This is a genomic window from Roseomonas sp. F4, assembly GCF_053891155.1.
In genome coordinates this window covers 431,024-452,598 of the sequence record NZ_JBSSHK010000003.1, presented here as the reverse complement: position 1 = coordinate 452,598, position 21,575 = coordinate 431,024, and the positions used below count along the sequence as shown (strand labels likewise).

The window sequence follows — 21,575 nt, the reverse complement described above, 5'->3', positions numbered from 1 at the left end:
GCTCATGTCCGGCGTACCGCCACCACAATTCCCTTTTCCTTCAAGGCCGTGACCTCCTCCGCCGAAAAACCGTGGCGGGCGAGGATGTCATCGCCATGTTCGTTGAAGCGCGGCGGGGCGGCGCGTGTGCCGCCCGGCGTCCGGCTCATCTTGATCGGCGTGCCGAGGCCCCGGTAGCTGCCCAGCTCCGTCACCATCTGCCTGTGCGCTGTATGGGGCGCGGCCATCGCCTCGTCCACATGCATCACGGGGCCGGCGGGCACGCCGGCGCGCAGCAGGCGGTCGCACAGCTCGTGCCCATCCTCCGCCGCCAGGCGCGCTTCCAGAATTTCGGTCAGCGTGTCCCGGTTCGTCAGGCGGTCGCCATTGCTGCGGAAGCGCGCATCATCCGGCAGGCTGTCCAGCGACAGGAATTTGCAGACTTTTCGGAAGGTCGGGTCGTTGCCGACGGCCAGGAAGATCTCGCAGGTCTTCGTCCGGTACTTGGAATAGGGCGAGATGTTCGGGTGCGGGTTGCCGGTCGCCTTGGGGCGCTTGTCGTTGAGGAAGAAATTTGCCGCCTGGGGATGCAGCAGCGCCATGCCGCAGTCATGCAGCGACATGTCGAGGAACTGGCCCTGGCCGCTTTTCGTCCGCTCCTGCAGCGCCATCAGGATGGCGATGGCGGAATAGAGGCCGGTGGCGAGGTCGACGATCGGCGTGCCCATGCGCAGCGGGCCGGTGGTGTCGTTGCCATTGATCGACATCAGCCCGACCATGGCCTGGATCACCGCATCATAGCCCGGCAGCGCGCCCAGAGGCCCATCCGGCCCGAAGCCGGAGACGCGGCAATGCACCAGCTTGGGAAAACGCTTGGACAGGACATCGGCATAGCCCATGCCCCATTTCTCCATGGCGCCGGGCTTGTAGTTCTCGATCAGCACATCGGCGCCATCGAGCAGGCGCATCAACACCTCCCGCCCCTCCGGCTTGCCGAGGTCGAGCGCGAGCGACCGCTTGTTGCGGTTCACGCCGATGAAATAGCTGGCGGAATCATCGACGAAGGGCGGGCCCCAGTCGCGCACCTCATCGCCCTGCGGCGGCTCGATCTTCACCACCTCCGCCCCGTGGTCGGAGAGGATCATGGTGCAATAGGGGCCGCCGAGGACGCGGGTGAGGTCGATGACCTTGAGGCCGGCGAGCGCGCCGGGGGACAGAGCGAGGCCCTTGCCCTGGGCCATGGGGACAGCATCGGTCACGCTGCGAGTTTCCTGTCGAACACGCGGGCACAGAACTCCGGATAGGTTTCCAGCATCTCGTCGCAGATCGGCCCGCGCAGCAAAGCGAGCTCGGCCTCCGTCGGATCGGGGGTCTGCGGCACGTCATCCGCCGCGTCGAAGTCGAAGCCGGTGGCGGCGCGAATGCTTTCGACCGTCTCGCCGGGGTGGATGCTGGCCAGCGAGAAGCGGGCGCGGTCCGGATGGAAGGCAAAGACGCATTTGCCGGTGACGAGGGCCTGGGCCGTGCCGCGCCGAAAAACGCCAGGCTCCGAGACGCCGGGGGCCGAAATATTGTCCACCTTCGGCACCAGCACGCGGGGCGAATGTTCCTCGCGGAACAGGATGGTGCGCGGCGTCATGAAATACATGAAGGCGCTGCCGAAGCTGCCGGGGAAGCGCACGGACTTGCCGGGCCATTCGCCGGTGCCGACCAGGTTCAGGTTCGCCTGGCCGTCGATCTGCCCACCGCCCAGGAAGAACAGGTCGATCCGCCCCTGCCCCGTCAGGTCGAACAGTTCGCGCGAGCCCTCGCTGAAGGGATTGCCGGTGCGCTTATGGAGCAGCGACAGCCGCACGGGATGGCCCTGCTTCTTCACCAGCCAGCAGGCCGCCGCCGGGATCGGGCTGGCGGCGCCAACCGCGATATGGCGTGCCGGCGGGGCCGCCGGGTCCAGGATCAGCCGCGCCAGGGTGGCCGCGAGGCGCTCTTCCAACTTGATCGTCATTCCGCGGCGGCCTGTGCCGATTGGCCAAAAACATAGCGGTCAAGATATTCGGCGAAGCCGGCTTCGGTCTTGGCCATGCGGGCATATTCCGCGACATGCGCCGCGTCGAAGCCGTATTCGTCCAGCAGTGCCACCGGCCAGGCGCCGCGCTCGGCCACGGCCACCGCCTCGATATAGGTGCCGCTGATGCAGCCGGGGGCGAGCTTCTCATCCTCCAGCATGTCGCCCTTCACCATCCGCTCGACGGTGGCGAGCACGCGCTTGGAGGCATGGGCGACCGTCGCCAGTTCGCGCCGGCGGCCGACCCAGATATTGCCGGCCTCATCCGCCATCACGCCATGGATCAGCGCCACATCGGGCGACAAGGCGGGCAGCAGCACGATGGGGTCGGAGACGCCGTCACCCATGGGGTTCGGCACCACCTTCCAGTCGGGGCGGTTGGCCAAAATGTCGCTGCCGATGATGCCGCGCAGCGCCATGAAGGGAATGCCCTTCTCGGCGGCTTGCAGCATGGAATGGATCGCCGGGCAGGTAGCGTCGCGCAGCGTGATGCTGCCGGCCTTCAGCGCGGCGGAAAAGCGCGGCGCGAAGCCGGCCTCGCCGAGCGACACGGCGCTGGTCTGGATCTCCGCGACGCAGCCGGCGCCGATCAGCAGATCCGTCGCGAAGCCCGAAACCGGCACGCCCAGCAGCCGCAGCCGCTTCGCGCCACGCCGCACCAGCGCCCGGGCCAGGGCGACGGAAGGCAGCGAATTGTCGGGAGGAAGGGCCACCAGCGCGCCATCCGGCACGGTCGCGGCGAGGCTGTCGGGCGAGTTGGGGGTCATGTGACGGTCCTCATGCGCCCTAACTACGCTGGCTTGCCCCCGGCGCGAAGGGGTTGCATGGCGTTGGAGAGGGCGGAAAGCCGCCCTATGGTCCCGCGCCCTTCCCGCCCGGAGCCCTCCATGCTGCTGCACGGCCCCCGCCTGATCCTCCGCCCCCTGGCGAATGGGGACCGCGACACGGTCTTCGCCATGAACAGCGACCCGGAGGTGATGCGCCATTTCCCGGAGGTCATGAGCCGGGCGGCCAGCGATGCCTGGGTGGACCGGATGATGGCGCATCAGGGGGCGCAGGGCTTTTCCTTCGGCGCGGTGGATCTGCCCGGCGCCGGCTGCGTCGGCGTGGTCGGGCTGCTGGAGGTGCCCTGGCAGGCCCCCTTCACCCCCGCCATCGAGATCGGCTGGCGCATCGCCCGCGCGCATCAGCGCCAGGGCCTGGCGGAGGAGGCGGCGCGGCTGGCCCTGGCCTATGGCTTCGGCCGGCTGCGGCTGGACCGGATCATCGCCTTCACACCGCCGGAGAACGAACCCTCCTGGCGGCTGATGGAACGGCTGGGCATGCGGCGGCAGGGGGAATTCAACCATCCCCGGCTTCCGGTGGGGCACCGGCTCAGCCGGCATCTCTGGTACGCGCTGGACCGGGCGGGCTGGATGACGGCGCGGGAGCTGGAGGAATGAATCGCGGCCTCCTCACTTTACACTTGTTTCATGGATCGGCGGCCGCAATTCTGGCGGCATGAAACGACCCGCCCTGGCGCTGGCCGTGGCCTGTGCCGCCCCCCTGCTCATGGCCGCCATCACGCCGGGCGTCACGCCGCCGGATCTGGAACGGCTGGGCTGGCGCAAGGTGCATTGGCAGGGGATCGCCCCCGCGCAGTTCCAGGCCACGGCCTCCGGCGGGGTCCGGGTTCTGGGCCGGGGGCAGGCGGCCTTCGTGCATCGGCCGCTCTCGGGTCAGGCCACCTGCCTCGCCTGGCGCTGGCGTGTCGATGCCGGCCCGCCCGCCACCGATCTACGCCGCAAGGGCGGCGATGACCGGGCGCTTTCGCTGACCGTGGGATTCGCCGATTACGGGCCGAATGCCGGCTTGGCCGCCCGCGCGCAGATGGCCATGGCGCAGGCCGTGACGGGCGACCACCGCCTGCCACGCAGCGCCCTGTCCTATGTCTGGGGCGGTACGGGGCAGGAGGCGGCGGGCGCGCCGCATGGCTTCTTCGCCAGCCCCTGGAGCACCGCCATCTCCCGCCTCCGCATCATGCATCCGGCCGGCGCGCAGCGCGGCCGCTGGGTGGAGGAGAAGGTGGACCTCGGCGCCGACTGGCGCGCCGCCTTCGGCGGCGGCACGGTGCCGGCGCTGCTCGAAGTCGCGATCGGCACGGATGTGGACGACACCAACAGCCCGATCGACGCCCAGGTCGAGAACATCCGCCTGCTGCCCTGCGGCTGAAGGCGGCTTCCCAAGCGGCGCCTGGCGACCCATCTTGCATGGCAGCGTGACCAGACAAGACCGAGGGCCATGACAGTCAGCCGAGACGAATTCCGTGACGCCATGGCCCGACTTGGCGCCGCGGTGAATGTGGTGACCAGCGCCGGCGTGGCCGGGCGCGGCGGTTTCACCGCCAGCGCGGTGTGTTCCGTGACGGATGACCCGCCGACCCTGCTGGTCTGCCTGAACCGCTCCTCCTCCGGCAATGCGCTGGTCAAGGCGAATGGGGTGCTGTGTGTGAATGCGCTGGCGGCCGGGCAGCGGGACATCTCGGACGCTTTTGCCGGCGTCGGCGGGCTGAAGGGCGAAGGCCGCTTCGCCTTCGGCGCCTGGTCCACCCTGTCCACCGGCGCGCCGGTGCTGGAGGCTGCGGCGGTGTCCTTCGACTGCCACATCGTCGATATCATCGAGAAGGGCACCCATAGCGTGCTCTTCGCCGAGGTGGCGGCGATCCGGCAGGGCACGCCGGGGCGGGCGCTGATCTGGTACGGGCGGGGTTATCATCCGGTGGGGCACGACGACGCGGTGGTATAGCGTGATGACCGAAGGTGCGAAGGCACCGCAGGTCTGAATCACGCGGTCCTACAAAGGACTAACCCTTCACCGCCCCCGCCGTGAGCCCCGCCACGATGCGGCGCTGGAAGACCAGCACCAGCAGAATCAGCGGTACGGTGACGATGACGCTGGCGGCCATGATGCGGCCCCAGGGCAGTTCGAAGCTGCTGGCCCCGGTGATCAGCGCGATGGCCACCGGCACCGTCCGCATCTCATCCGTCAGGGTGAAGGTCAGGGCGAACAGAAACTCGTTCCAGGCGGCGATGAAGGCCAGCAGGCCCGTGGTCGCCATCGCGGGACCCATCAGCGGCAGGAAGATGCGGGTCAGCACGGTGAAGGGACCGGCGCCGTCCATCATCGCCGCCTCCTCCAATTCGACGGGCATTTCGCGCAGGAAGGTGGTCAGCACCCAGACGGTGAAGGGCAGGGTGAAGATCAGGTAGCTCAGCGTCAGCCCGAACAGGTTGTTGTAGAGGCCGAGCGCGCGGATCAGCTCGAACAGGCCCGACAGCACCGCCACCTGCGGAAACATCGACACGCCCAGGATCACCAGCAGCAGCATCTTGCGCCCCCGGAACTGCACCCGCCCGAGGGCGAAGGCGGCGGACAGGCCAAGCGCCAGCGACAAGGCGACGACGCCACCGGCCACGATCACGGAATTCAGGATGTTCCGCCCAAAAGGCTGTTCGCGGAACACCGCCGCGTAATTGTCCCATGCGGGGCGGGACGGCCAGGCCTCCACCGTGAACAGGGCGCTGCCCTCCTTCAGCGAGGCGACGATGGCCCAGTAGAAGGGAAAGACGGTGTAGGCGACGATCACCAGCACCAGCAGGAAGAAGGCCGAGCGGCCAAGAATGCGTCCCGGCTTTTTCATCGCCCCGGCTCCGCACCCAGCCGCAGCCGGCCAAATGTCAGGAACAGCGCGGTGACGATGGCAATGACCAGAAACAGCCCCGTGGCCGCCGCCGATCCGTAGCCGACATCCTGGAAGTCGACGAGCTGCTGGCGCGCATAGACGGACATCGAGGCGGTGGCGCGGCTGTTGCCGGTCAGCACATACATCAGGTCGAAGACCCGCAGCGCATCGAGGGTACGGAAGATGATCGCCACCATCAGCGCCGGCCAGATCAGCGGCAGGGTGATGCGGAAAAAGCGGCCGATGGGGCCGAGCCCGTCGATCTCCGCCGCCTCGTACAATTCCTCCGGCAGCAACTGTAGCGCCGCCAGCACCAGCAGTGCCATGAAGGGCGTGGTCTTCCAGACATCGACGGCGATGATGGCGGCGAGCGCCGTGCCGTAATCCGCCGTCCAGGCGCGCGGCTCCGCGATCAGGCCGATGGCCATCAGCATCTCGTTGATGACGCCGTACTGGTCATGCAGCATCCAGCCCCACATCTGCGCCGAGACCACCGTCGGGATCGCCCAGGGGATCAGCATCGCCGCCCGCAGCAGCCCGCGCCCGCGCAGCTTCGCGTTCAGCACCAGGGCGATGACGATGCCCAGCAGCGTTTCCAGGCTGACGGAGATGCTGGCGAAGACCAGCGTGTTGCGCACCGCCGCCCACCATTCCGGGTCGCGCGCCAGCCACAGGTAGTTCTCCAGCCCGATGAAGCCGTACTCGCCGAGCAGGTCCAGGCGCGCATCGGTCAGGGAGAAGAAGATGGTGCGCGCCAGCGGCCAGCCGGCGATGCCGGCGAGCACCAGCAGCATCGGCGCCAGGAACAGCCAGGCCGCGCGCCGCCTCGCCCGCTGCATCGGGGAGGTGCTCATTGGGCCCACCGCCCGCCGCGACCGATCCGGGTCAGGTTGCGCTCCAGCCGATCCAGCGCCGGCCCGGGCTCCACCTGCCCGGCCAGCACCACATGCACCGCGTTCCAGAACTCCGCCGAGACCTGGTTGTAGCGGCTGCCCGTGACCGCCGAAGGGCGCGGCACGGCGTTGAGGAAGACCTCGTAGAGATCGCCGAAGAAGGGGTTGGCGCTCAGCACCTCCACATCCTCGTACAGGTCGAGCCTGCTCGGGTTGAAGCCGCCGGTGATGGCGCGGCGCTTCTGTTCCTCCCGCCCCGTCAGATACAGCACCAGGGCCAGCGCCTGATCCGGATGGCGGGAATAGCGGGAAACGGCGAGCTGTTCGCCGCCCAGCGTCGCGCTATGCGTGCCCTGCGGCCCGCCGCGCGGCAGCAGCGCCACGCCGACCTGGCCGCGCACCGCGCTGTCCTCGGCGTTGAGGAGCGGCCAGGCATAGGGCCAGTTGCGCATGAAGACGGCATTGCCGGTCTGGAAGACGCCGCGCGCCTCCTCCTCCGCATAATTCAGCACGCCGCGCGGGGTGATGCCGCCGATCCAGGAGGCGGCCTGGGCGATGGCGGCGCGGGCCTCCGGCGTGTTGACGGAAACGCGGCCATCGGCCTCCACGATGCTGCCGCCGCCATGGCTGTGCAGCCATTCCAGCGCGCTGACCGTCAGACCCTCATAGGCGCGACCCTGGAACACGAAGCCCCAGAGGCGGCTTTGGCCGGCGGCGCGTTCGGCCTGCATGACGAGGTCCGCGGTCTCGGCCAGATCCTGCCAGGTCTCCGGCACCGGGCGGCCGTAGCGTTCCAGCAGGTCGCGCCGGTAGTAGAGCACGCCGGCATTGGTCAGCCAGGGCATGGCGAGGAAGCGGCCCTCCACCGTGTTGTTGCGGATCAGCGCGGGGAAATGCCGCGCGCGTTCCGCCGCATCCACGTGCGGGCTGAGGTCCAGCAGGTGGCGGGCCAGGATGCCGGGCCAGACGACGTCGAGCTGCAGCACGTCGATATCCGCCGAACGCGCCGCCAGAAGCTGCTGGTACAGCGCCAGGCGCTCGGTGCTGCCGCTGGGGGTGGAGACCATGGTGATGCGGTTGCCGGTCTGCCGCGCCCAGGCCTCGGCCCCTTCCCGGCAAAGCTCCAGCTCCATGCCCACGGCACCGCAGGAGATCGCCAGCGTGACCTGCGCCCGCGCCGCCGGCGCGATGACCAGGGCCACGGCCAGTCCGATGGCCGCGCGCCATGCCATGCACATCCCTCCCCCGGTCGTTCTGCTTCAGGTCAGGACAACGCCGGTGGGAGGTTGGCGCATCACGGGGTCGCGGCTTCGTGAAAATTGGGGCTACCACTCCCCGTAGAAGACGCCCGCCGCCTTGTGCCGGTCGGTGCGCAGCTCCGCCTCCGCCCAGGTCAGTGTCGTGCGGCGCTTGAGCCCGGTGAACCAGGTCAGCAGCCTCTCGCGCATGGCGGTGCGGATGTCCTCATAGGCAGGGTCGGCGCCAAGATCGCAAAATTCCTGCGGATCGGCTTGCAGGTCGAAAAGCTGGGGGCGGTAGCCGCTGGTCCAGTGGATGTATTTCCAGCGAGCATCGCGCAGCATCCAGGCGTGGTGCTGCCCCACCTTTTCGCCCAGCCGCCGCCTGGCCCCGCGAAAGGTCCAGTCGAGTTCGGAGACCACCGAATCGCGCCAGGGCACGTCCTGGCCGCGCGTCAGCGGCAGCAGCGACCGCCCCTCCAGCAGATGCGGCGCGGCCTCCAGGCCGAGCGCGTCCAAAAAAGTCGGCACCAGGTCGATCGCCTCCACGAAACGGTTGTCGACGGTGCCGCGCGTGGCATCGGCCTGGGGCGAGGGGTCGTAGACCAGCATGGGGACGCGCTGCACGCAGTCGTGGAACAGCTCCTTCTCCCCCATCCAATGGTCGCCGAGATAGTCGCCATGGTCGGAGCAGAAGACCACCAGCGTGTCCTGCCAGCGCCCCAGCCGCTCCAGCGCCTGCCACACCCGGCCGAGATGATCGTCGAGCTGGGTGATGAGGCCCTGATAGGCCGGGCGCACGGTGGCGATGCAGTCATCCTGCTGGAAGGATTGCGACACCTCCTCATTCTGCCATTCGCGAAACAGCGGATGCGCGTCCGGCCCGCGCTCCGCCGGGTGGCGGGACACCGGCAGGCATTGGTTGGCGGAATACATCGCGTGGTAGGGGGCAGGGGCGATATAGGGCCAGTGCGGTTTTACAAATGACAGGTGCAGAACCCAGGGCGTTTCGCCCTGCTGCTCCATGAAGGCGATGCCCTGGTCCGCCGTATAGGCAGTTTCGCTGTGTTCCTCCGCCACGCGCGCGGGCAGGCGGGCATTGCGCATCTTCCAGCCGTTGTGGACCTGGCCCTGCGCGTCCTGCACGGCGATGACGTAGTCGGTCCAGGGATCGGCGCTGTCGTAGCCCTTGCTGCGCAGCCAATGGGCATAGGCGCTGTCAGGCTCGGCATGATGGCCGTCATGGCGATCGACCAGAGTGAACCAGCCCTCTCGCAACAGCGCGGCGAGGTCATGTTGGCCATCGAGTTGAAGGCGCTTCATGCCATGCGCATCGGGCAGGACATGAGTCTTGCCGGCCAGGGCCAGCGTCCGCCCCGCCTCCCGCAAATGCCAGCCCAGCGTGACCTCCCCCACCGAAAGCGGCACGCGGTTGTGGGTGGCGCCGTGCGAGGAGACGTAGCGGCCGGTGTAGTAGGACATGCGGGAGGGGCCGCAGATGCCGGACTGCACGTAGGACTGGGCAAAGCGCACGCCGCGGGCGGCCAGGGCATCCAGGTTCGGCGTCTTCAGGAAGGGGTGGCCGGCGCAGGCCATGTGGTCCCAGCGCAGCTGGTCGCACATGATGAACAGCACATTGCGCGTGGCCATCGGCCTTGTCCCCCCAGGTTCCGTCCCGCAGCATAGGGGCCAACAAGAGGCCTGGGGAGAACCGGATGAAACTGTCCCGCCGCACGGCGCTGGCCGCCACGCTGACCCTGGCCGCCAAACCTGTCCTGGCCCAGGGTGGCGACCCGCTGCGCATCATCGCCGCCTTCCCGCCCGGCGCAGCGCTGGACGGCATCGCCCGGCTGCTGGCGGAAGCCGCGCCAAGGCTCGGCCTGGGCAACGCCATGGTGGACAACCGCCCCGGCGCCAATGGCAATATCGCCGCATCGCTGACCGCGCGCGCCGCGCCGGATGGCCGCACCCTGCTGCTGGCCATCGACAGCAGCTTCACGGTCAACCCGCATCTCTATCGCAACCTGGGCTTCGATCCGGAGGCTCTGCGCCCCGTTGCGGTGGCGGGGACCTATCCGGTAGTGCTGCTGGTGCATCCCTCCGCCGGCATCGCGACGCTGGCCGAATTCCTCGCCAAGGCGCGGCGGGAACCGCTGCAATATGCCTCCGCCGGCTATGGCTCGCCGGGGCATCTGGCGATGGCGCATCTCGGCCATTCGCTGGGCCTGCCGCCGGCGGCGCTGGAACACATCCCCTTCCGCGGCAATGCGGAGGCGGTGACGGAGCTGCTGGCCGGGCGCGTGCAGGCCGGCTTCATCGCCATCTCCGGCGGGGCGGAATTCGTGAAGGATGGCAGGCTGCGGGCGCTGGCGATTTCCGGCCCGGCGCGGCTGCCGATGCTGCCCGATGTGCCGACCGTGGCGGAGCAGGGCCATGCCGGCTTCGATATCCGCTTCGCCTATCTGCTGATGGCACCGAAGGACACGCCCGAAGCGGCAAGGGCGGCAGCGGCGCGGTTGGTCGCCACGGTCTTCGCCGACCCGGCGGCGCAGGCCCGGCTTGCGAATTGGGCAGTGACGCCGGAGGCGGGGGATGGCGCGGCGGCGGAAGCCTGGGTGGCGCGGGCTTCCGCGGCGTGGCGGGAGGTGGTGCAGGCGACGGGGATGCGGGTGGAATAGGGGCGGCAACACGCCGCCCCCGTCCCGGCAGGCTACATCTCGGCGTAGGTGCCGTTGCGCCAGACGTAGAAAACATAGTCCGGCACGGTGACGTCGCCCTTCTGGTCGAAGTTGATATCGCCCAGCACGCTGGCCCAGGGGCCGCCGGACTTCAGCAGCGCGGCGATGCGGCGCGGATCGGTGCCGCCGACACGCGTGGCCGCCGCCGCCCAGATTTGCAGGGCGGCGTAGGTGTAGAGGACATAGCCCTCCGGATCGATGTTGCGGGCGCGGAAGCGCTGCACCACCTGGGCCGCGGTGGGGCGGCGGCGCGGGTCGCTGCTGAAGGTCATCAGCGTGCCCTCCCCGGCCGCGCCGGTGATCTGCCAGAACTCGTTGGTGACCAGCGCATCGCCGCCGATCAGCGTCAGGTTCAGGCCCACTTCCTTGGCCTGGCGCAGGATCAGCCCGGATTCGGTGTGGTAGCCGCCGACATAGACCACGCCGATATTGGCCTGCTGGAGGCGGGAGACGATGGCCGAATAGTCGCGTTCCCCTGGCGTGTAGGCGGAATACAGCGCCTCCGTCACGCCGGCGGCGTTCAGCGACTTCTTGGTCTCCTCCGCCAGGCCGCGGCCATAGGCGGTGTTGTCGTGCAGAATGGCGATGCGCCGGTCGCGCATGGTCTGGGCGATGTAGCGCCCCGCCACCAGGCCCTGCTGGTCGTCGCGGCCGCAGACGCGGAAGGTATTCCAGTCGCCGCTATCGGTGAAGGTCGGGTTGGTCGAGGCCGGGCTGATCTGCAGCACGCCTTCCTCGGCATAGACCTTGCTGGCCGGGATGGAACTGCCGGAGCAGAAATGCCCCGCCACCAGCGCCACGCGGCGGGAGGCAAGCTGGTTGGCGACGGAGACCGCCTGGCGTGGGTCGCAGGCATCGTCGCCGACTTCCAGCGCCAATTGCCGGCCGAGCACGCCGCCGGCGGCATTGAGATCGGTGATCGCCTGTTCGGCGCCGGCGCGCATCTGGCCGCCGAAGGCCGCGTATTGGCCGGTCATCGGCCCGGCCGTCGCCACCCGGATCGGGCCGGAACCCTGGGCGAGGGCATCGCGCCCCGCCGTCAGCAGCATCGGGGCCGCGAGGGTGCCGCCGAGCATCGTCCTGCGCTTTATCATCCTTGTTGCTCCCTGCTTCAGGGCGTTATCGGCCCGGTGTCGCAAGGTTAAGCGAGAGCCGGGCCGCGTGGCCAGCATTCATGCCAATGGCCCTTCGCGTGACCGCTCCGGGCCGCCCTCAGACGGTCGTGCCGGAGGCACGCCTATGGCGTGACGCGGAAACCTCCGGTTTCCTTGGCTTCGTCGCGCCAAAGGCGCGCCCTTAGCGCGGCATAAGCCGCGGCGGCCATTCGGCCGCTCGGACCGGTCAAGAGACCGGCCCGCAGATATCAGAGAAGGCGCGCAGGCTCGATCGCGTCGATCGCCCGCGCCATCGTGACATCCCGCTCCGACAGGCCGCCGGCGTCATGGGTGGTCAGCAGGATATCCACCCGGTTCCACACATTGGACCATTCCGGATGATGGTCGTGCTTCTCCGCCAGCAGCGCCACGCGGGACATGAAGGCCCAGGCGGTGGAGAAATCGGTGAAGCGGAAACGGCGGGTGATGGCATCCCGCCCCTCCGCCAGGCTCCACAGCGGCAGGGCCTGGGACAGTTCGGCACGGGTCGCGGCGTCGAGCGGACGGATCATGGCCGGTGTTCTCCCTCAGCGGACTTGACGTCGGCGGCGGCTGCGGGAAGGAAGCACCGGATGACCCGATTCCACCACCCCCCCACGCTGGAGGACATCGTGGAGATGGCCGAGCAGGCCTTCTCCGCCATCCCCAAGGAGCTGCGCGACCTGGTCCGCGGCGCGGCCATCGTGGTGGAGGAGGTGGCGGATGATGAAACCGCCGCCGAACTCGGCTTCGAAAGCCCCTGGGCGCTGACCGGCCTGTATCGCGGTGTGCCCATGACCCAGAAGAGCGTCTTCGACGCCCCGGGCGAGCCGGACAGCATCACCCTCTATCGGGAGCCGATCCTGCTGGAATGGGTGGAGACCGGGGAGGACCTGTTCCGACTGGTGCGCAATGTGCTGATCCATGAGATCGCGCACCACTTCGGGTTTTCAGACGACGACATCGACCGGCTGGAGAGCGAGTAGCGCCTTGAAGCCCTCGACCCCCCGCTTCGGGGGGAGAGGGCTAAACGCTCACGCCTCCACGGGCACCGGCACCGTGCTCATCCAGCCATGCGCATCCGGCAGGCGGCCGTACTGGATGCCGATGATGCTGTCATACAGCTTCTGCGTCAGCTCGCCGGTCTGGCCATTGCCGATGCTGATCCGGTCGCCCTTGTAGCCAAGCTCGCCCACCGGGGAGACCACGGCGGCGGTGCCGGTGCCCCACATCTCGGTCAGCTTGCCCTCGCGCCCGGCCTGCATAACTTCCTGGATGCTCACCGGGCGTTCGGAGACGGTGTGACCCCAGTCGCGCAGCAGCGTGAGGATGGAGTTGCGGGTCACGCCGTCCAGGATGGTGCCCGCCAGGGGCGGGGTGACGATCTCGTCGCCGATCTTCATCATGATGTTCATGGTGCCGACCTCGTCGATCCAGCGCCGTTCCACGCCATCCAGCCACAGCACCTGGGTGAAGCCCTGGCGCTCCGCCTCCTGCTGCGCGGAGAGGGAGGCGGCGTAGTTGGCGGCGGCCTTGGACTCGCCCAGGCCCCCCTGCACGGCGCGCACATGCGTATCGGTCGCCAGGATACGCACCGGCTTCACGCCCTCCTTGTAATAAGCGCCGACCGGGGAGCAGATGACGAAATAGGTGTAGCTGTGGGACGGGTGCACGCCGAGCATCACATCCGTCGCGATCACGGTCGGGCGGATGTAGAGGCTGGTGCCCTCGGTCCGCGGCACCCAGTCATGGTCCACGCCCACGATCGCCTCGAAACTCTGGCGCACCAGCTCGGCCGGGATCGGCGGGATGCAGAGGCCGGCGCAGGACTTGCCGAGGCGCTCCGCATGGCGCTGGGCGCGGAACAGGCGGATCGTGCCATCGGCACCGCGATAGGCCTTGAGGCCGTCAAACACCGCCTGGGCGTAGTGCAGCACCGTGGTCGCCGGGTCCATCGACAGCGGGCCATAGGGAACGATGCGCGGATCATGCCAGCCCTTCCCCTCCGCATAGTCCATCAGGAACATGTGGTCGGTGAAGGACTTGCCGAAGGCCAGCGCGGTATCGGCCTGGCGCGGCTTCGGGCTGCGGGTCAGCGTGGTGGGGAAGTGGGTCATGGCGTCTGTCGCTCTCGGTTTTTATTGCGTGTGACCCGATGCTATCGCAACACCCATGCGCAAGGGAGCCACCGAAGCTAACAATGCACCTATGCGCGGCAGGCATGATAGGTCAGTGACACTGCCGTAGTGGGCGCCGGTTGCCCGGCGCCCTGCGGCCTCAGTTGCCCATGCGCACGAAGCGCAGCGGGAACCAGTTATCGGCCAGCTGCTGCAGCTGGACGTTGTTGCGCGCCGCCCAGATCACCGTCTGCTGGTGCAGCGGGGCATGGCCGGCCTGTTCGGTGTGGATGCGCATCGCCTCCTCGATCATGCCGTTCCGCTTGGTGACGTCGGTTTCCACCGCCATCAGGTCCACCAGCTCGTTGAAGCGGGCATTGTTGAAGCCGCCGACATTGAACATGCCGCGGTTGCCCTCGCGGGACGCCATCAGGTTGAAGAAGGCGTTGTGGGCGTCGTAGGTGTTGGGGGTCCAGCCCAGCATGTAGAAGCTGGTGTTGTAGCGCGGGCCCAGGATCTCGGCGAAGTAGCGGGCGCGGGTCTGGGCGTTCAGCGTCACCCGGATGCCGACGCGGGCCAGCATGGAGACGGCCGCGGTGCAGATCGCCTCGTCATTCACGTAGCGGTCGTTCGGGCAGTCCAGCGTCACGCCAAAGCCGTTGGGATAGCCGGCCTCGGTCAGCAGGCGGCGGGCCAGGTCGGGGTTATAGGCCGGGATCTGGTCCCGCGCCTCGGTGAAGCCGTTCACGCCCGGGCCGATCATCAGGCCGGTGGCGCGGGCCTGGCCGCGCATGACGGTGCGGACGATGCTGGCGCGGTCCAGCGCATGGTTGAAGGCCTGGCGCACCCGCACATCCTGGAACGGGTTGCGGCCGCGGACATCGGACTTCAACAGTTCCGCCCGGCTCTGGTCGAAGCCGAAATAGATGGTCCGCAGCTCCGCCTGCTGATGGATGGTGATGCCGGCGGTGCGGGACAGGCGCTGCGTGTCCTGCGGCGGCACGGTGTAGACCATGTCCACCTCGCCCGAGAGCAAAGCGGCGACGCGCGTCGCATCGTTCGAGATGACGTTGAACTCGACGCGGGTCAGGTTGTGCTCCGGCCGGTCCCACCAGCCGGGGTTCGGCGCCAGCACCGTGCGGCGATCCGGCTCCCGGCTCACTAGGCGAAAGGGGCCGGTGCCCATGGCGTTGCGGGTGGCGAAATTCTCGGCGCCGCTGGTCAGGTCGGCGCTGCGGGTGGCGTTGTTCGCCTCCGCCCAGCGCTGCGACATGATGCCGATACCGGTGATCTCCTCCAGGAAGATCGGGTTGGGCGCGGTGGTCTCGATTTCCAGCGTGTGGTCGTCGATCGCGCGGGCTTCCTTCACGCTGGCCAGGCTGCCGCCGACATTGCTGCCCTGGGCCTTGGCGCGGGTGTAGGAGAAGACGACGTCCTGCGCGGTGAAGGGCGTGCCGTCCTGGAAGGTGACGCCACGGCGCAGCTGGAAGCGCCAGACGGTCGGGCTGGGCTGTGTCCAGCTCTCGGCCAGCGCGGCCTCGACCTGGAGCTGACGATTCCGGCGGACCAGCGGCTCATAGATATTGCCGTTGAACATCAGCAGGAAGGTTTCCTGCCGCGCATAGGGGTCCATGGAATTGACGTCGCCGTCATTGGCCCAGCGGAACAGATTGGCCTGGGCGGCCATCGGCGCGGCACAGGCCGCACCGGCCAGCAGCGCGGCGGTGAAAAGGTGGCGACGCATGGAAGTCTCCTGATTTTTCGATCCAGGGAAGACTACCGGCATCCTGCGCGATGGGAACCCGCTGAAACGCAAAACGGGGACCCCTTGGGGTCCCCGTCGTGGAGGCACGCGATGTAGATAAAATCGGGCCGCGCGCAGCGCGACCTAATGTCAGGCCGCACGAAGTGCGCGAGGCAGGTCGGTCACCGCGCGGTCGATCAGCACGGCGTCCTTCTCGGCATTCATCGTCTGCGCCAGCACCTCGCGCGCTGCCTGGCCGGCGATCTCGGCGGCGGCGTTGCGCACCTCGGCGACGGCGGAGGCCTCGGCTGCGGCGATACGGTCCATGGCCATGCGCTCACGCCGCTTGGCGGACTGCTCCGCCTCCAGCGCCGCGGCCTCGGCCACGCGGCCGGCCTCGATGCGGGCGCGGGCGATCATCTGCTCCGCCTCCACCAGCGCGGCGGCGCGGTCGGCCTCGGCCTGCTGGCGCATCGCCTCGGCTTCCACCCGCAGGCGAGAGGCTTCGGAGAGTTCCGCCTGGATGCGGGCACCGCGAGCGTCCAGCATGCCGGTGATCCGGCCCCAGGCCATCTTGCCGACCAGCAGCACGAACAGCACGAAGGACATGGCGACCCAGAACTTCGGGTCGAGCCAGAAATGCTCGTAATGATGGGCCATGGCGGCGGGTCCTTAGGCTTGGCCGCGCGCGACGAGCGCACGGTCCACCGCGGCACCCACCGCGGCCTGGTCGGCCTCACCGGTCAGGCGCTGCAGCACGGCGATGGTGGTCTCGGTGGAGACCTGACGCAGCGACCGCATGGCGGAATCCCGCGCGGCCACGATGCGGCCCTCGGCCGCCTCGATCTGCTGCGCCAGCCTCGCGGCCAGGGCTTCCGACCGCTGGGCGGATTCGGCCTGCGCCGCCTGCAGGGCGGCGGCGATGGCGGCCTGTGCCTCGGCACGGGCCTTGGCGGTCGCCTCGCGATGCGTCGCCATGGCCGCATCGGCTTCCGCCTTCGCCGCCTGGGCGGCTTCGAGGTCACCCTCGATCCGGCGCCGGCGATCCTCCAGCACCGCCTCCACGCGCGGCAGCGCGTAGGTGGCGAGAGCGAAGTAGAGGACTCCGAAGATGATCAGCAACCAGACGATCTGGGCGATCATCAGCGGGTTGCCGAAATCGAGCTGCGGCATGGTGTTCCCCGTCAACGTCCCTGATGCGCGCCAGCCCCCCTGGGCGGCGCGCCACTCGCACGTCGCGACCGGCCTGTGCCGGCCGCGAAAATCAGGCGAACAGGATCAGGAAGGCGATCAGCAGGGCGAACAGCGCCACGGCTTCCGTCAGCGCGAAGCCCAGAATGCCGATCGGGAACACCGCGTCGCGGGACGCCGGGTTGCGGGCCACGGAAGCGATCAACGTGGAGAAGATGTTGCCGAGCGCCAGGCCGACGCCGAACAGGGCGAGGACAGCGATGCCGGCACCGATCGCCTTCGCAGCAAGCACGATTTCCATGAAAGTAATCCTTTTCGACGTCTCGAGAGGGTGGATCTTGGTCCGGCGCGCAGGGCGCCTGCCTGGGCCTGTAAGGCCTAGTGCAGGTGCACCGCGTCGTGGAGGTAGATGCTGGTCAGGATCGCGAAGACATAGGCCTGGAGGAAGGCCACCAGGATCTCGAACCCGATCAGCAGCACGTTCACCGCCAGCGGCAGCGTGGCCACGAAGGGCCCCACCGCGCCGAGCGCCCCGAGCATGACCACGAAGGTGGCGAACACCTTCAGCAGCACGTGGCCGGCGACCATGTTGGCAAACAGACGCACCGAGAGGCTCACCGGGCGCGAGAGGTAGGACACCACCTCCACCGGCACGATGATCGGCGCCAGCCACAGCGGCGCACCCTCGGGGAAAAAGTAGCCGAAGAACTTCCGGCCGTGCAGCGCCAGCGCCACCGCCGTGATCACCACGAAGACGATCAGCGCCAGGCCGAAGGTCACCGCCAGATGGCTGGTATAGGTGAAGGCGTAGGGGAACAGGCCCAGCATGTTGCCGAACAGCACGAACATGAACAGCGTGAAGACGAAGGGGAAGAAGCGCTTCCCGCCATGCCCCACCTGGCTGTCGACGATGCCGTAAACGAATTCGTAGGAGGATTCGGCCAAGGATTGCAGGCGCCCCGGCACCACGGCGCGGGCGGCCATGCCGAACATCAGCAGGGCGGTGATCAGCCCCGCCGCCAGCAGCATATGCGCATTGGACTGGGAGAAGCCGACCGCGGCACCGACGGCCCCGAAAACGGGCGTCAGCTCAAACTGGCTCAGCGCGTCGATCGATCCGGATTCGGCGGCCACTCGCAATCTCCCGTCCCCCCGCGAACGGGGGAGCTTCCTTGCCGCGAAGCGGCAGCCTCTAATCCTGCTTCCCGGCACCGCGCCCGGGGGCGAACAAACGATAGACGTTCATCACCCCAGCGACGCTGCCGAACACGAAGAACAGCAGGAAAAGCCACGGCCAGGTACCGAGCCAGCGGTCCAGATACCAGCCGAGGGCCACGCCCACGACCAGCGCCGACACCACTTCGACACCGGCACGGAAGCCGACATTCGCGCTACTCCCCGAAAGAGGACCGTTGAGGCGCGGCTTGGGATCCATCCCCTGCCGTGCCCGGGCCTGCCGGAGTCTTTGCTCGAAGCCGTCGTCTTCCGCCACCCGTCGCTCTCCCCTGCGGCGCCCCGCCCGGAAGGCGGCCCGCTCCTACGGCGCGGGGGGGCAAGTGTCAAGGCAATGAACGCGGTGCAACATGGCTTCCGCGCCCTAAGTCGCCCTATTCCCCGATGAATCCACCCGACTGTCGCCGCCACAGATTGGCATAGATGCCCCCCCGCGCCAGCAATTCCGCGTGGCTGCCCTGCTCCGCCACCGCGCCCTCGGACAGCACCACCAGCCGGTCCATCCGCGCCAAGGTGGACAGACGATGCGCCACGGCGATCACGGTCTTACCCGCCATCAGCCGTTCCAGGCTGGCCTGGATGGCCGCCTCCACCTCCGAGTCGAGGGCGCTTGTTGCCTCGTCCAGCAGCAGGATGGGGGCATCCTTCAGCAGCACGCGGGCAATCGCCACCCGCTGGCGCTGGCCACCGGAGAGCTTCACCCCACGCTCCCCCACATGGGCGTCATAGCCGGTGCGGCCGCGCCAGTCGGAGAGTGCCATGATAAAATCATGCGCCTCCGCCCGCTCGGCCGCCGCCACAACCTCCGCGGGGCTGGCATCCGGCCGGCCGTAGCGGATGTTCTCCAGGATCGAGCGGTGCAGCAGCGCCGTATCCTGCGTCACCACGCCGATCGCACTCCGCAGGCTTTCCTGCGTCACCCCGGCGATGTCCTGGCCATCGATCAGGATGCGCCCGCCCTCCGGCGTGAAGAAGCGCAGCAGCAGGTTGATGGCGGTGGTCTTGCCGGCCCCCGAATGGCCGACCAGCCCGACGCGCTCACCCGGCGCGATATCCAGGTCGAAATCATGCAGCACGGCGCCCCGCGGCGCGGCGCCCTCGGCGCTGGCCCGGCCGTAGCCGAAGCGCAGATCCTCGAAGTGGATGGCGCCCTTGGTCACCACCAGGGGCCGCGCCATGGGGGCGTCGGGCGCCGTCCGCGGCACCGCGATGCTGCCCATCGCCTCCTGCACCACGCCGATATTCTCGAAGATGCCGGCCACGTTGAAGGCGACCCAGCCGGAGATATTGGCGATCTGCCAGGCCATCGGCAGAGCCGAGGCGACCATCGCCAGCGACACCTCCCCCCGCGACCAGAGCCAGATCGCCAGCGCGGCGGTGGAGGTCAGCATGCTGGCATTCAGCGTCGACAGCAGAAATCCGTTCAGCGTCACCAGCCGGGTCTGCCGGGCGAAGTCGCGGTTGAGCTGTTCCACCCCCTCCCGCACCCAGGCGTCTTCCTGTTCCGCCCGGGCGAAGAGCTTGACGGTGACGATATTGGTGTAGCTGTCCACCACGCGGCCGGTCAGCAGGCTGCGCGCCTCACTGGCCTTGCGGGCGCGATCGCGCATGCGCGGTACGATCAGCCGCAGCAGCGTGGCGTAGAGCGCGAACCAGACCAGGATGGGAATCGCCATCCGCCAGTCGGTCGCCGCCAGCACCAGCACGGCGCCGGTGCCATAGACCAGGATGTACCAGACGGCATTCACCGACTGCACGACCGACTCGCGCAGCGCCGGCCCGGCCTGCATCACCCGGTTGGCGATGCGCCCCGCAAAATCCTCCTGGAAGAAGGCCCAGCCCTGGCGCACCACCTGCCAATGGCTCTGCCAGCGGATCATGGAGGTGACGGCGGGAATGATGGCCTGCTGCGTCACCAGATTCTGGCACAGGATGGCGCTCGGCCGGGCCAGCAGCAGCACCGCGGCCATGCCGGCCAGCGTGCCACCCGCCTCCGCCCAGATCCGCTGCGGGCCATGCTCATCCAGCAGACCTACGACCCTGCCGATGAAGATGGGAATCAGCAGGTCGAGCAGCGCGACGGTCAGCCCGGTGGCAAACAGCAGCCCGAACAGCGCCCGCGCCTGGCGCGCGAAATGCCAGTAGAAACCCACCAGCCGCGCCGGCGGCGGGGTTTCGGGCACGGGGGACCCAAGCCAGCGCGCGGCGCGGGCCCCGGGCGGCGCCACCGGATCGACGGCGCGCTCAAAGAGACGAAACAGGAACATTATGGCAGAAGGCGCCGTCATCGGGGCGGCGTCAACAGGCAGGCAGATGACAGGTTGAGGGGGCGTTGCCCCCTCAAGCTTCCCCACCAAGGGGCAGGGGCCCCTTGGGACCCTCGACTTCAGCCGTCCAGACGGACGTTCGCGACGCGGGCCACCTCGCGCCACTTGGCGATCTCGGCCTTGATGAAGGCGCCGTATTCCTCAGGGGTGCCGGGGTCGGGAAAGCCGCCGAGCTGGAGCATGCGGGCCGACACCGTGGGGTCGCGCAGGATCGCGACGGCATCAGCATTCACCTTGCGGATGACGGCAGCGGGCGTGCCGGCGGGGGCGACGATACCGGACCAGCCCAGCGCCTCGAACCCCGGCGACACGCTCTCCGCCACCGTCGGCACATTGGGCAGTTGCGGCGTGCGCGCCCGGCCGGTGACGGCGAGCGGCTTGATGCGGCCGCCCGCGATATTCGGCAAAGCGGAAGCCAGGCTGTCCACCATCACCTTCACATTGCCGGCGATCAGATCGGCCATGGCCGGGCCACTGCCGCGATAGGGCACGTGCTGCATCTCCAGACCCAGGCGATGCGCCAGCATCTCCGCCGTCATGTGCTGCGCCGTGCCCGGGCCAGCGGAGGCGTACTGCACCCGTCCGGGCTGCGCCTTGGCCAGGGCCACGAAGCCGGCGATGTCATTCGCCTCAAAACTCGGATGGGCGCAGAAGACCAGCGGCAGGGTGAAGATATTGGTGATCGCCGCAAAGTCCTTCTCGGCGTCATAAGGCAGCCGCGTCATGACGGAGGGGTTCACCCCGAGCGTGCCGGAGGTGCCGATGCCCAGCGTGTAGCCATCCGCCGGGGCGCGGGCCACCGCATCCATGCCGATCGCGCCGGCGCCGCCGGCGCGATTCTCCACCACCACCCGCTGCGGCCAGCGCTTCGAGAGTTCGTCCGCCATGACGCGCGCAAAAATGTCGGCGGCCTGGCCGGGCGGAAAGGGCACGATCATGCGCACCGGTCGTTCGGGCCAGGCCTCCTGGGCGCGGGCGCTGGCCAGGGCCGGCAGGGACAGGGCGGCCCCGAGCAAGGCGCGACGAGTGGTCATCGGATGGTCTCCCCCATGCACCGGCGGTTGACCCGCCTGGTTTCATGCCCATCGCCGGCCCGTCTGGACCGGAAAGACCGCCGCAGCCACCAAGGCGCGCGCAAGCGAATGGGCTAACGCATGCATTGTTGGGCGCGGGTCAAAGCCTCGTCAAGCAGGGTG

General features: G+C 68.7%; 23 protein-coding genes. 5 read left to right on the top strand and 18 right to left on the bottom strand.

Going from position 1 to position 21,575, the window contains the following annotated elements:
• Positions 1-2: 2 nt before the first annotated feature.
• The 3 genes from ACVFYP_RS14395 to ACVFYP_RS14385 are packed head-to-tail and all read right to left on the bottom strand — an operon-like array spanning position 3 to position 2,811.
• Positions 3-1,238: a CaiB/BaiF CoA transferase family protein gene (locus ACVFYP_RS14395; RefSeq protein WP_499200875.1), complete on the bottom strand. Its 1,236-nt coding sequence runs from the start codon at positions 1,236-1,238 to the stop codon at positions 3-5.
• Positions 1,235-1,984, bottom strand: a complete 750-nt coding sequence (locus ACVFYP_RS14390) for a CoA-transferase (RefSeq protein ID WP_499200874.1) — start codon at positions 1,982-1,984, stop codon at positions 1,235-1,237. The genes ACVFYP_RS14395 and ACVFYP_RS14390 overlap by 4 nt, the downstream gene beginning before the upstream one ends.
• The gene (locus tag ACVFYP_RS14385; protein ID WP_499200873.1) at positions 1,981-2,811 is read right to left on the bottom strand and encodes a CoA transferase subunit A; all 831 of its coding nucleotides are present in this window, start codon (positions 2,809-2,811) and stop codon (positions 1,981-1,983) included. The genes ACVFYP_RS14390 and ACVFYP_RS14385 overlap by 4 nt, the downstream gene beginning before the upstream one ends.
• Before the next feature lie 87 nt (positions 2,812-2,898).
• On the opposite strand from ACVFYP_RS14385, the gene ACVFYP_RS14380 reads away from it, so the two are divergent.
• From ACVFYP_RS14380 to ACVFYP_RS14370, 3 genes are all read left to right on the top strand, one after another.
• Positions 2,899-3,486, top strand: coding sequence for a GNAT family N-acetyltransferase (locus ACVFYP_RS14380; RefSeq protein WP_499200872.1), 588 nt, complete (start codon positions 2,899-2,901; stop codon positions 3,484-3,486).
• 58 nt (positions 3,487-3,544) lie between these two features.
• On the top strand, positions 3,545-4,255 hold the full coding sequence (locus ACVFYP_RS14375; protein ID WP_499200871.1) for a DUF3047 domain-containing protein: 711 nt from the start codon (positions 3,545-3,547) through the stop codon (positions 4,253-4,255).
• A 69-nt stretch (positions 4,256-4,324) separates the two neighbouring features.
• A complete protein-coding gene (locus tag ACVFYP_RS14370) occupies positions 4,325-4,828 on the top strand; it encodes a flavin reductase (protein ID WP_499200870.1) in 504 nt (167 codons plus the stop codon).
• A 58-nt stretch (positions 4,829-4,886) separates the two neighbouring features.
• Here the strand turns inward: ACVFYP_RS14370 and ACVFYP_RS14365 are convergent, their stop codons facing one another.
• The 4 genes from ACVFYP_RS14365 to ACVFYP_RS14350 form a co-directional block, all read right to left on the bottom strand.
• A complete protein-coding gene (locus ACVFYP_RS14365) occupies positions 4,887-5,723 on the bottom strand; it encodes a carbohydrate ABC transporter permease (RefSeq protein ID WP_499200869.1) in 837 nt (278 codons plus the stop codon).
• The gene (locus ACVFYP_RS14360; RefSeq protein ID WP_499200868.1) at positions 5,720-6,619 is read right to left on the bottom strand and encodes a carbohydrate ABC transporter permease; all 900 of its coding nucleotides are present in this window, start codon (positions 6,617-6,619) and stop codon (positions 5,720-5,722) included. The genes ACVFYP_RS14365 and ACVFYP_RS14360 overlap by 4 nt, the downstream gene beginning before the upstream one ends.
• Positions 6,616-7,890 carry an ABC transporter substrate-binding protein gene (locus ACVFYP_RS14355; protein ID WP_499200867.1) on the bottom strand — a complete coding sequence of 425 codons (1,275 nt, stop codon included), beginning with the start codon at positions 7,888-7,890 and terminating at the stop codon, positions 6,616-6,618. The genes ACVFYP_RS14360 and ACVFYP_RS14355 overlap by 4 nt, the downstream gene beginning before the upstream one ends.
• Before the next feature lie 93 nt (positions 7,891-7,983).
• Positions 7,984-9,546 carry a sulfatase-like hydrolase/transferase gene (locus ACVFYP_RS14350; RefSeq protein WP_499200866.1) on the bottom strand — a complete coding sequence of 521 codons (1,563 nt, stop codon included), beginning with the start codon at positions 9,544-9,546 and terminating at the stop codon, positions 7,984-7,986.
• 65 nt (positions 9,547-9,611) lie between these two features.
• Between ACVFYP_RS14350 and ACVFYP_RS14345 the strand changes: the two genes are divergently transcribed.
• Entirely contained in the window at positions 9,612-10,574 is a 963-nt protein-coding gene (locus ACVFYP_RS14345; protein WP_499200865.1) for a Bug family tripartite tricarboxylate transporter substrate binding protein, read from the top strand.
• 32 nt (positions 10,575-10,606) lie between these two features.
• On the opposite strand, the gene ACVFYP_RS14340 is transcribed toward ACVFYP_RS14345, so the two are convergent.
• Together ACVFYP_RS14340 and ACVFYP_RS14335 are read right to left on the bottom strand one after the other, a co-directional pair.
• On the bottom strand, positions 10,607-11,728 hold the full coding sequence (locus ACVFYP_RS14340) for a branched-chain amino acid ABC transporter substrate-binding protein (RefSeq protein WP_499200864.1): 1,122 nt from the start codon (positions 11,726-11,728) through the stop codon (positions 10,607-10,609).
• Between the two features lie 269 nt (positions 11,729-11,997).
• Positions 11,998-12,300 carry a 4a-hydroxytetrahydrobiopterin dehydratase gene (locus ACVFYP_RS14335; protein ID WP_499200863.1) on the bottom strand — a complete coding sequence of 101 codons (303 nt, stop codon included), beginning with the start codon at positions 12,298-12,300 and terminating at the stop codon, positions 11,998-12,000.
• A 60-nt stretch (positions 12,301-12,360) separates the two neighbouring features.
• On the opposite strand from ACVFYP_RS14335, the gene ACVFYP_RS14330 reads away from it, so the two are divergent.
• Positions 12,361-12,753, top strand: coding sequence for a metallopeptidase family protein (locus ACVFYP_RS14330; RefSeq protein ID WP_216874333.1), 393 nt, complete (start codon positions 12,361-12,363; stop codon positions 12,751-12,753).
• A 48-nt stretch (positions 12,754-12,801) separates the two neighbouring features.
• Here ACVFYP_RS14330 and ACVFYP_RS14325 read toward each other — a convergent pair whose 3' ends face one another.
• The 9 genes from ACVFYP_RS14325 to ACVFYP_RS14285 all read right to left on the bottom strand — a co-directional run bounded on the left by ACVFYP_RS14325 (position 12,802) and on the right by ACVFYP_RS14285 (position 21,413).
• A complete protein-coding gene (locus ACVFYP_RS14325) occupies positions 12,802-13,884 on the bottom strand; it encodes a branched-chain amino acid aminotransferase (protein WP_499200862.1) in 1,083 nt (360 codons plus the stop codon).
• Positions 13,885-14,044: 160 nt separating this feature from the next.
• Positions 14,045-15,628, bottom strand: a complete 1,584-nt coding sequence (locus tag ACVFYP_RS14320) for an ABC transporter substrate-binding protein (protein ID WP_499200861.1) — start codon at positions 15,626-15,628, stop codon at positions 14,045-14,047.
• 150 nt (positions 15,629-15,778) lie between these two features.
• Positions 15,779-16,288, bottom strand: coding sequence for a F0F1 ATP synthase subunit B (locus ACVFYP_RS14315; RefSeq protein ID WP_499200860.1), 510 nt, complete (start codon positions 16,286-16,288; stop codon positions 15,779-15,781).
• A gap of 12 nt (positions 16,289-16,300) precedes the next feature.
• Complete coding sequence (locus ACVFYP_RS14310; protein ID WP_499200859.1) at positions 16,301-16,801, bottom strand: F0F1 ATP synthase subunit B family protein; 501 nt, start codon at positions 16,799-16,801, stop codon at positions 16,301-16,303.
• Positions 16,802-16,892: 91 nt separating this feature from the next.
• Positions 16,893-17,120, bottom strand: a complete 228-nt coding sequence (locus ACVFYP_RS14305; protein WP_216874325.1) for an ATP synthase subunit C family protein — start codon at positions 17,118-17,120, stop codon at positions 16,893-16,895.
• A gap of 77 nt (positions 17,121-17,197) precedes the next feature.
• Positions 17,198-17,953 carry a F0F1 ATP synthase subunit A gene (locus ACVFYP_RS14300; RefSeq protein WP_499200858.1) on the bottom strand — a complete coding sequence of 252 codons (756 nt, stop codon included), beginning with the start codon at positions 17,951-17,953 and terminating at the stop codon, positions 17,198-17,200.
• 58 nt (positions 17,954-18,011) lie between these two features.
• On the bottom strand, positions 18,012-18,311 hold the full coding sequence (locus ACVFYP_RS14295) for an AtpZ/AtpI family protein (RefSeq protein WP_499200857.1): 300 nt from the start codon (positions 18,309-18,311) through the stop codon (positions 18,012-18,014).
• A gap of 115 nt (positions 18,312-18,426) precedes the next feature.
• Positions 18,427-20,319 (bottom strand): ABC transporter ATP-binding protein, encoded by a 1,893-nt coding sequence (locus tag ACVFYP_RS14290; protein WP_499200856.1) that lies wholly within the window; start codon positions 20,317-20,319, stop codon positions 18,427-18,429.
• A 119-nt stretch (positions 20,320-20,438) separates the two neighbouring features.
• Positions 20,439-21,413 carry a Bug family tripartite tricarboxylate transporter substrate binding protein gene (locus ACVFYP_RS14285; protein WP_499200855.1) on the bottom strand — a complete coding sequence of 325 codons (975 nt, stop codon included), beginning with the start codon at positions 21,411-21,413 and terminating at the stop codon, positions 20,439-20,441.
• Positions 21,414-21,575 lie beyond the last annotated feature (162 nt).

Excerpts from the sequence above, each read along its gene's own strand:
- ACVFYP_RS14365 (WP_499200869.1), bottom strand. The coding sequence starts at position 5,723 with ATGAAAAAGCCGGGACGCATTCTTGGCCGCTCGGCCTTCTTCCTGCTG.
- ACVFYP_RS14330 (WP_216874333.1), top strand. The coding sequence starts at position 12,361 with ATGACCCGATTCCACCACCCCCCCACGCTGGAGGACATCGTGGAGATG.
- ACVFYP_RS14385 (WP_499200873.1), bottom strand. The coding sequence starts at position 2,811 with ATGACCCCCAACTCGCCCGACAGCCTCGCCGCGACCGTGCCGGATGGC.
- ACVFYP_RS14380 (WP_499200872.1), top strand. The coding sequence starts at position 2,899 with ATGGTCCCGCGCCCTTCCCGCCCGGAGCCCTCCATGCTGCTGCACGGC.
- ACVFYP_RS14360 (WP_499200868.1), bottom strand. The coding sequence starts at position 6,619 with ATGAGCACCTCCCCGATGCAGCGGGCGAGGCGGCGCGCGGCCTGGCTG.
- ACVFYP_RS14325 (WP_499200862.1), bottom strand. The coding sequence starts at position 13,884 with ATGACCCACTTCCCCACCACGCTGACCCGCAGCCCGAAGCCGCGCCAG.
- ACVFYP_RS14375 (WP_499200871.1), top strand. The coding sequence starts at position 3,545 with ATGAAACGACCCGCCCTGGCGCTGGCCGTGGCCTGTGCCGCCCCCCTG.
- ACVFYP_RS14345 (WP_499200865.1), top strand. The coding sequence starts at position 9,612 with ATGAAACTGTCCCGCCGCACGGCGCTGGCCGCCACGCTGACCCTGGCC.
- ACVFYP_RS14315 (WP_499200860.1), bottom strand. The coding sequence starts at position 16,288 with ATGGCCCATCATTACGAGCATTTCTGGCTCGACCCGAAGTTCTGGGTC.
- ACVFYP_RS14305 (WP_216874325.1), bottom strand. The coding sequence starts at position 17,120 with ATGGAAATCGTGCTTGCTGCGAAGGCGATCGGTGCCGGCATCGCTGTC.
- ACVFYP_RS14355 (WP_499200867.1), bottom strand. The coding sequence starts at position 7,890 with ATGGCATGGCGCGCGGCCATCGGACTGGCCGTGGCCCTGGTCATCGCG.
- ACVFYP_RS14285 (WP_499200855.1), bottom strand. The coding sequence starts at position 21,413 with ATGACCACTCGTCGCGCCTTGCTCGGGGCCGCCCTGTCCCTGCCGGCC.
- ACVFYP_RS14370 (WP_499200870.1), top strand. The coding sequence starts at position 4,325 with ATGACAGTCAGCCGAGACGAATTCCGTGACGCCATGGCCCGACTTGGC.
- ACVFYP_RS14335 (WP_499200863.1), bottom strand. The coding sequence starts at position 12,300 with ATGATCCGTCCGCTCGACGCCGCGACCCGTGCCGAACTGTCCCAGGCC.
- ACVFYP_RS14320 (WP_499200861.1), bottom strand. The coding sequence starts at position 15,628 with ATGCGTCGCCACCTTTTCACCGCCGCGCTGCTGGCCGGTGCGGCCTGT.
- ACVFYP_RS14340 (WP_499200864.1), bottom strand. The coding sequence starts at position 11,728 with ATGATAAAGCGCAGGACGATGCTCGGCGGCACCCTCGCGGCCCCGATG.
- ACVFYP_RS14390 (WP_499200874.1), bottom strand. The coding sequence starts at position 1,984 with ATGACGATCAAGTTGGAAGAGCGCCTCGCGGCCACCCTGGCGCGGCTG.
- ACVFYP_RS14290 (WP_499200856.1), bottom strand. The coding sequence starts at position 20,319 with ATGTTCCTGTTTCGTCTCTTTGAGCGCGCCGTCGATCCGGTGGCGCCG.
- ACVFYP_RS14310 (WP_499200859.1), bottom strand. The coding sequence starts at position 16,801 with ATGCCGCAGCTCGATTTCGGCAACCCGCTGATGATCGCCCAGATCGTC.
- ACVFYP_RS14350 (WP_499200866.1), bottom strand. The coding sequence starts at position 9,546 with ATGGCCACGCGCAATGTGCTGTTCATCATGTGCGACCAGCTGCGCTGG.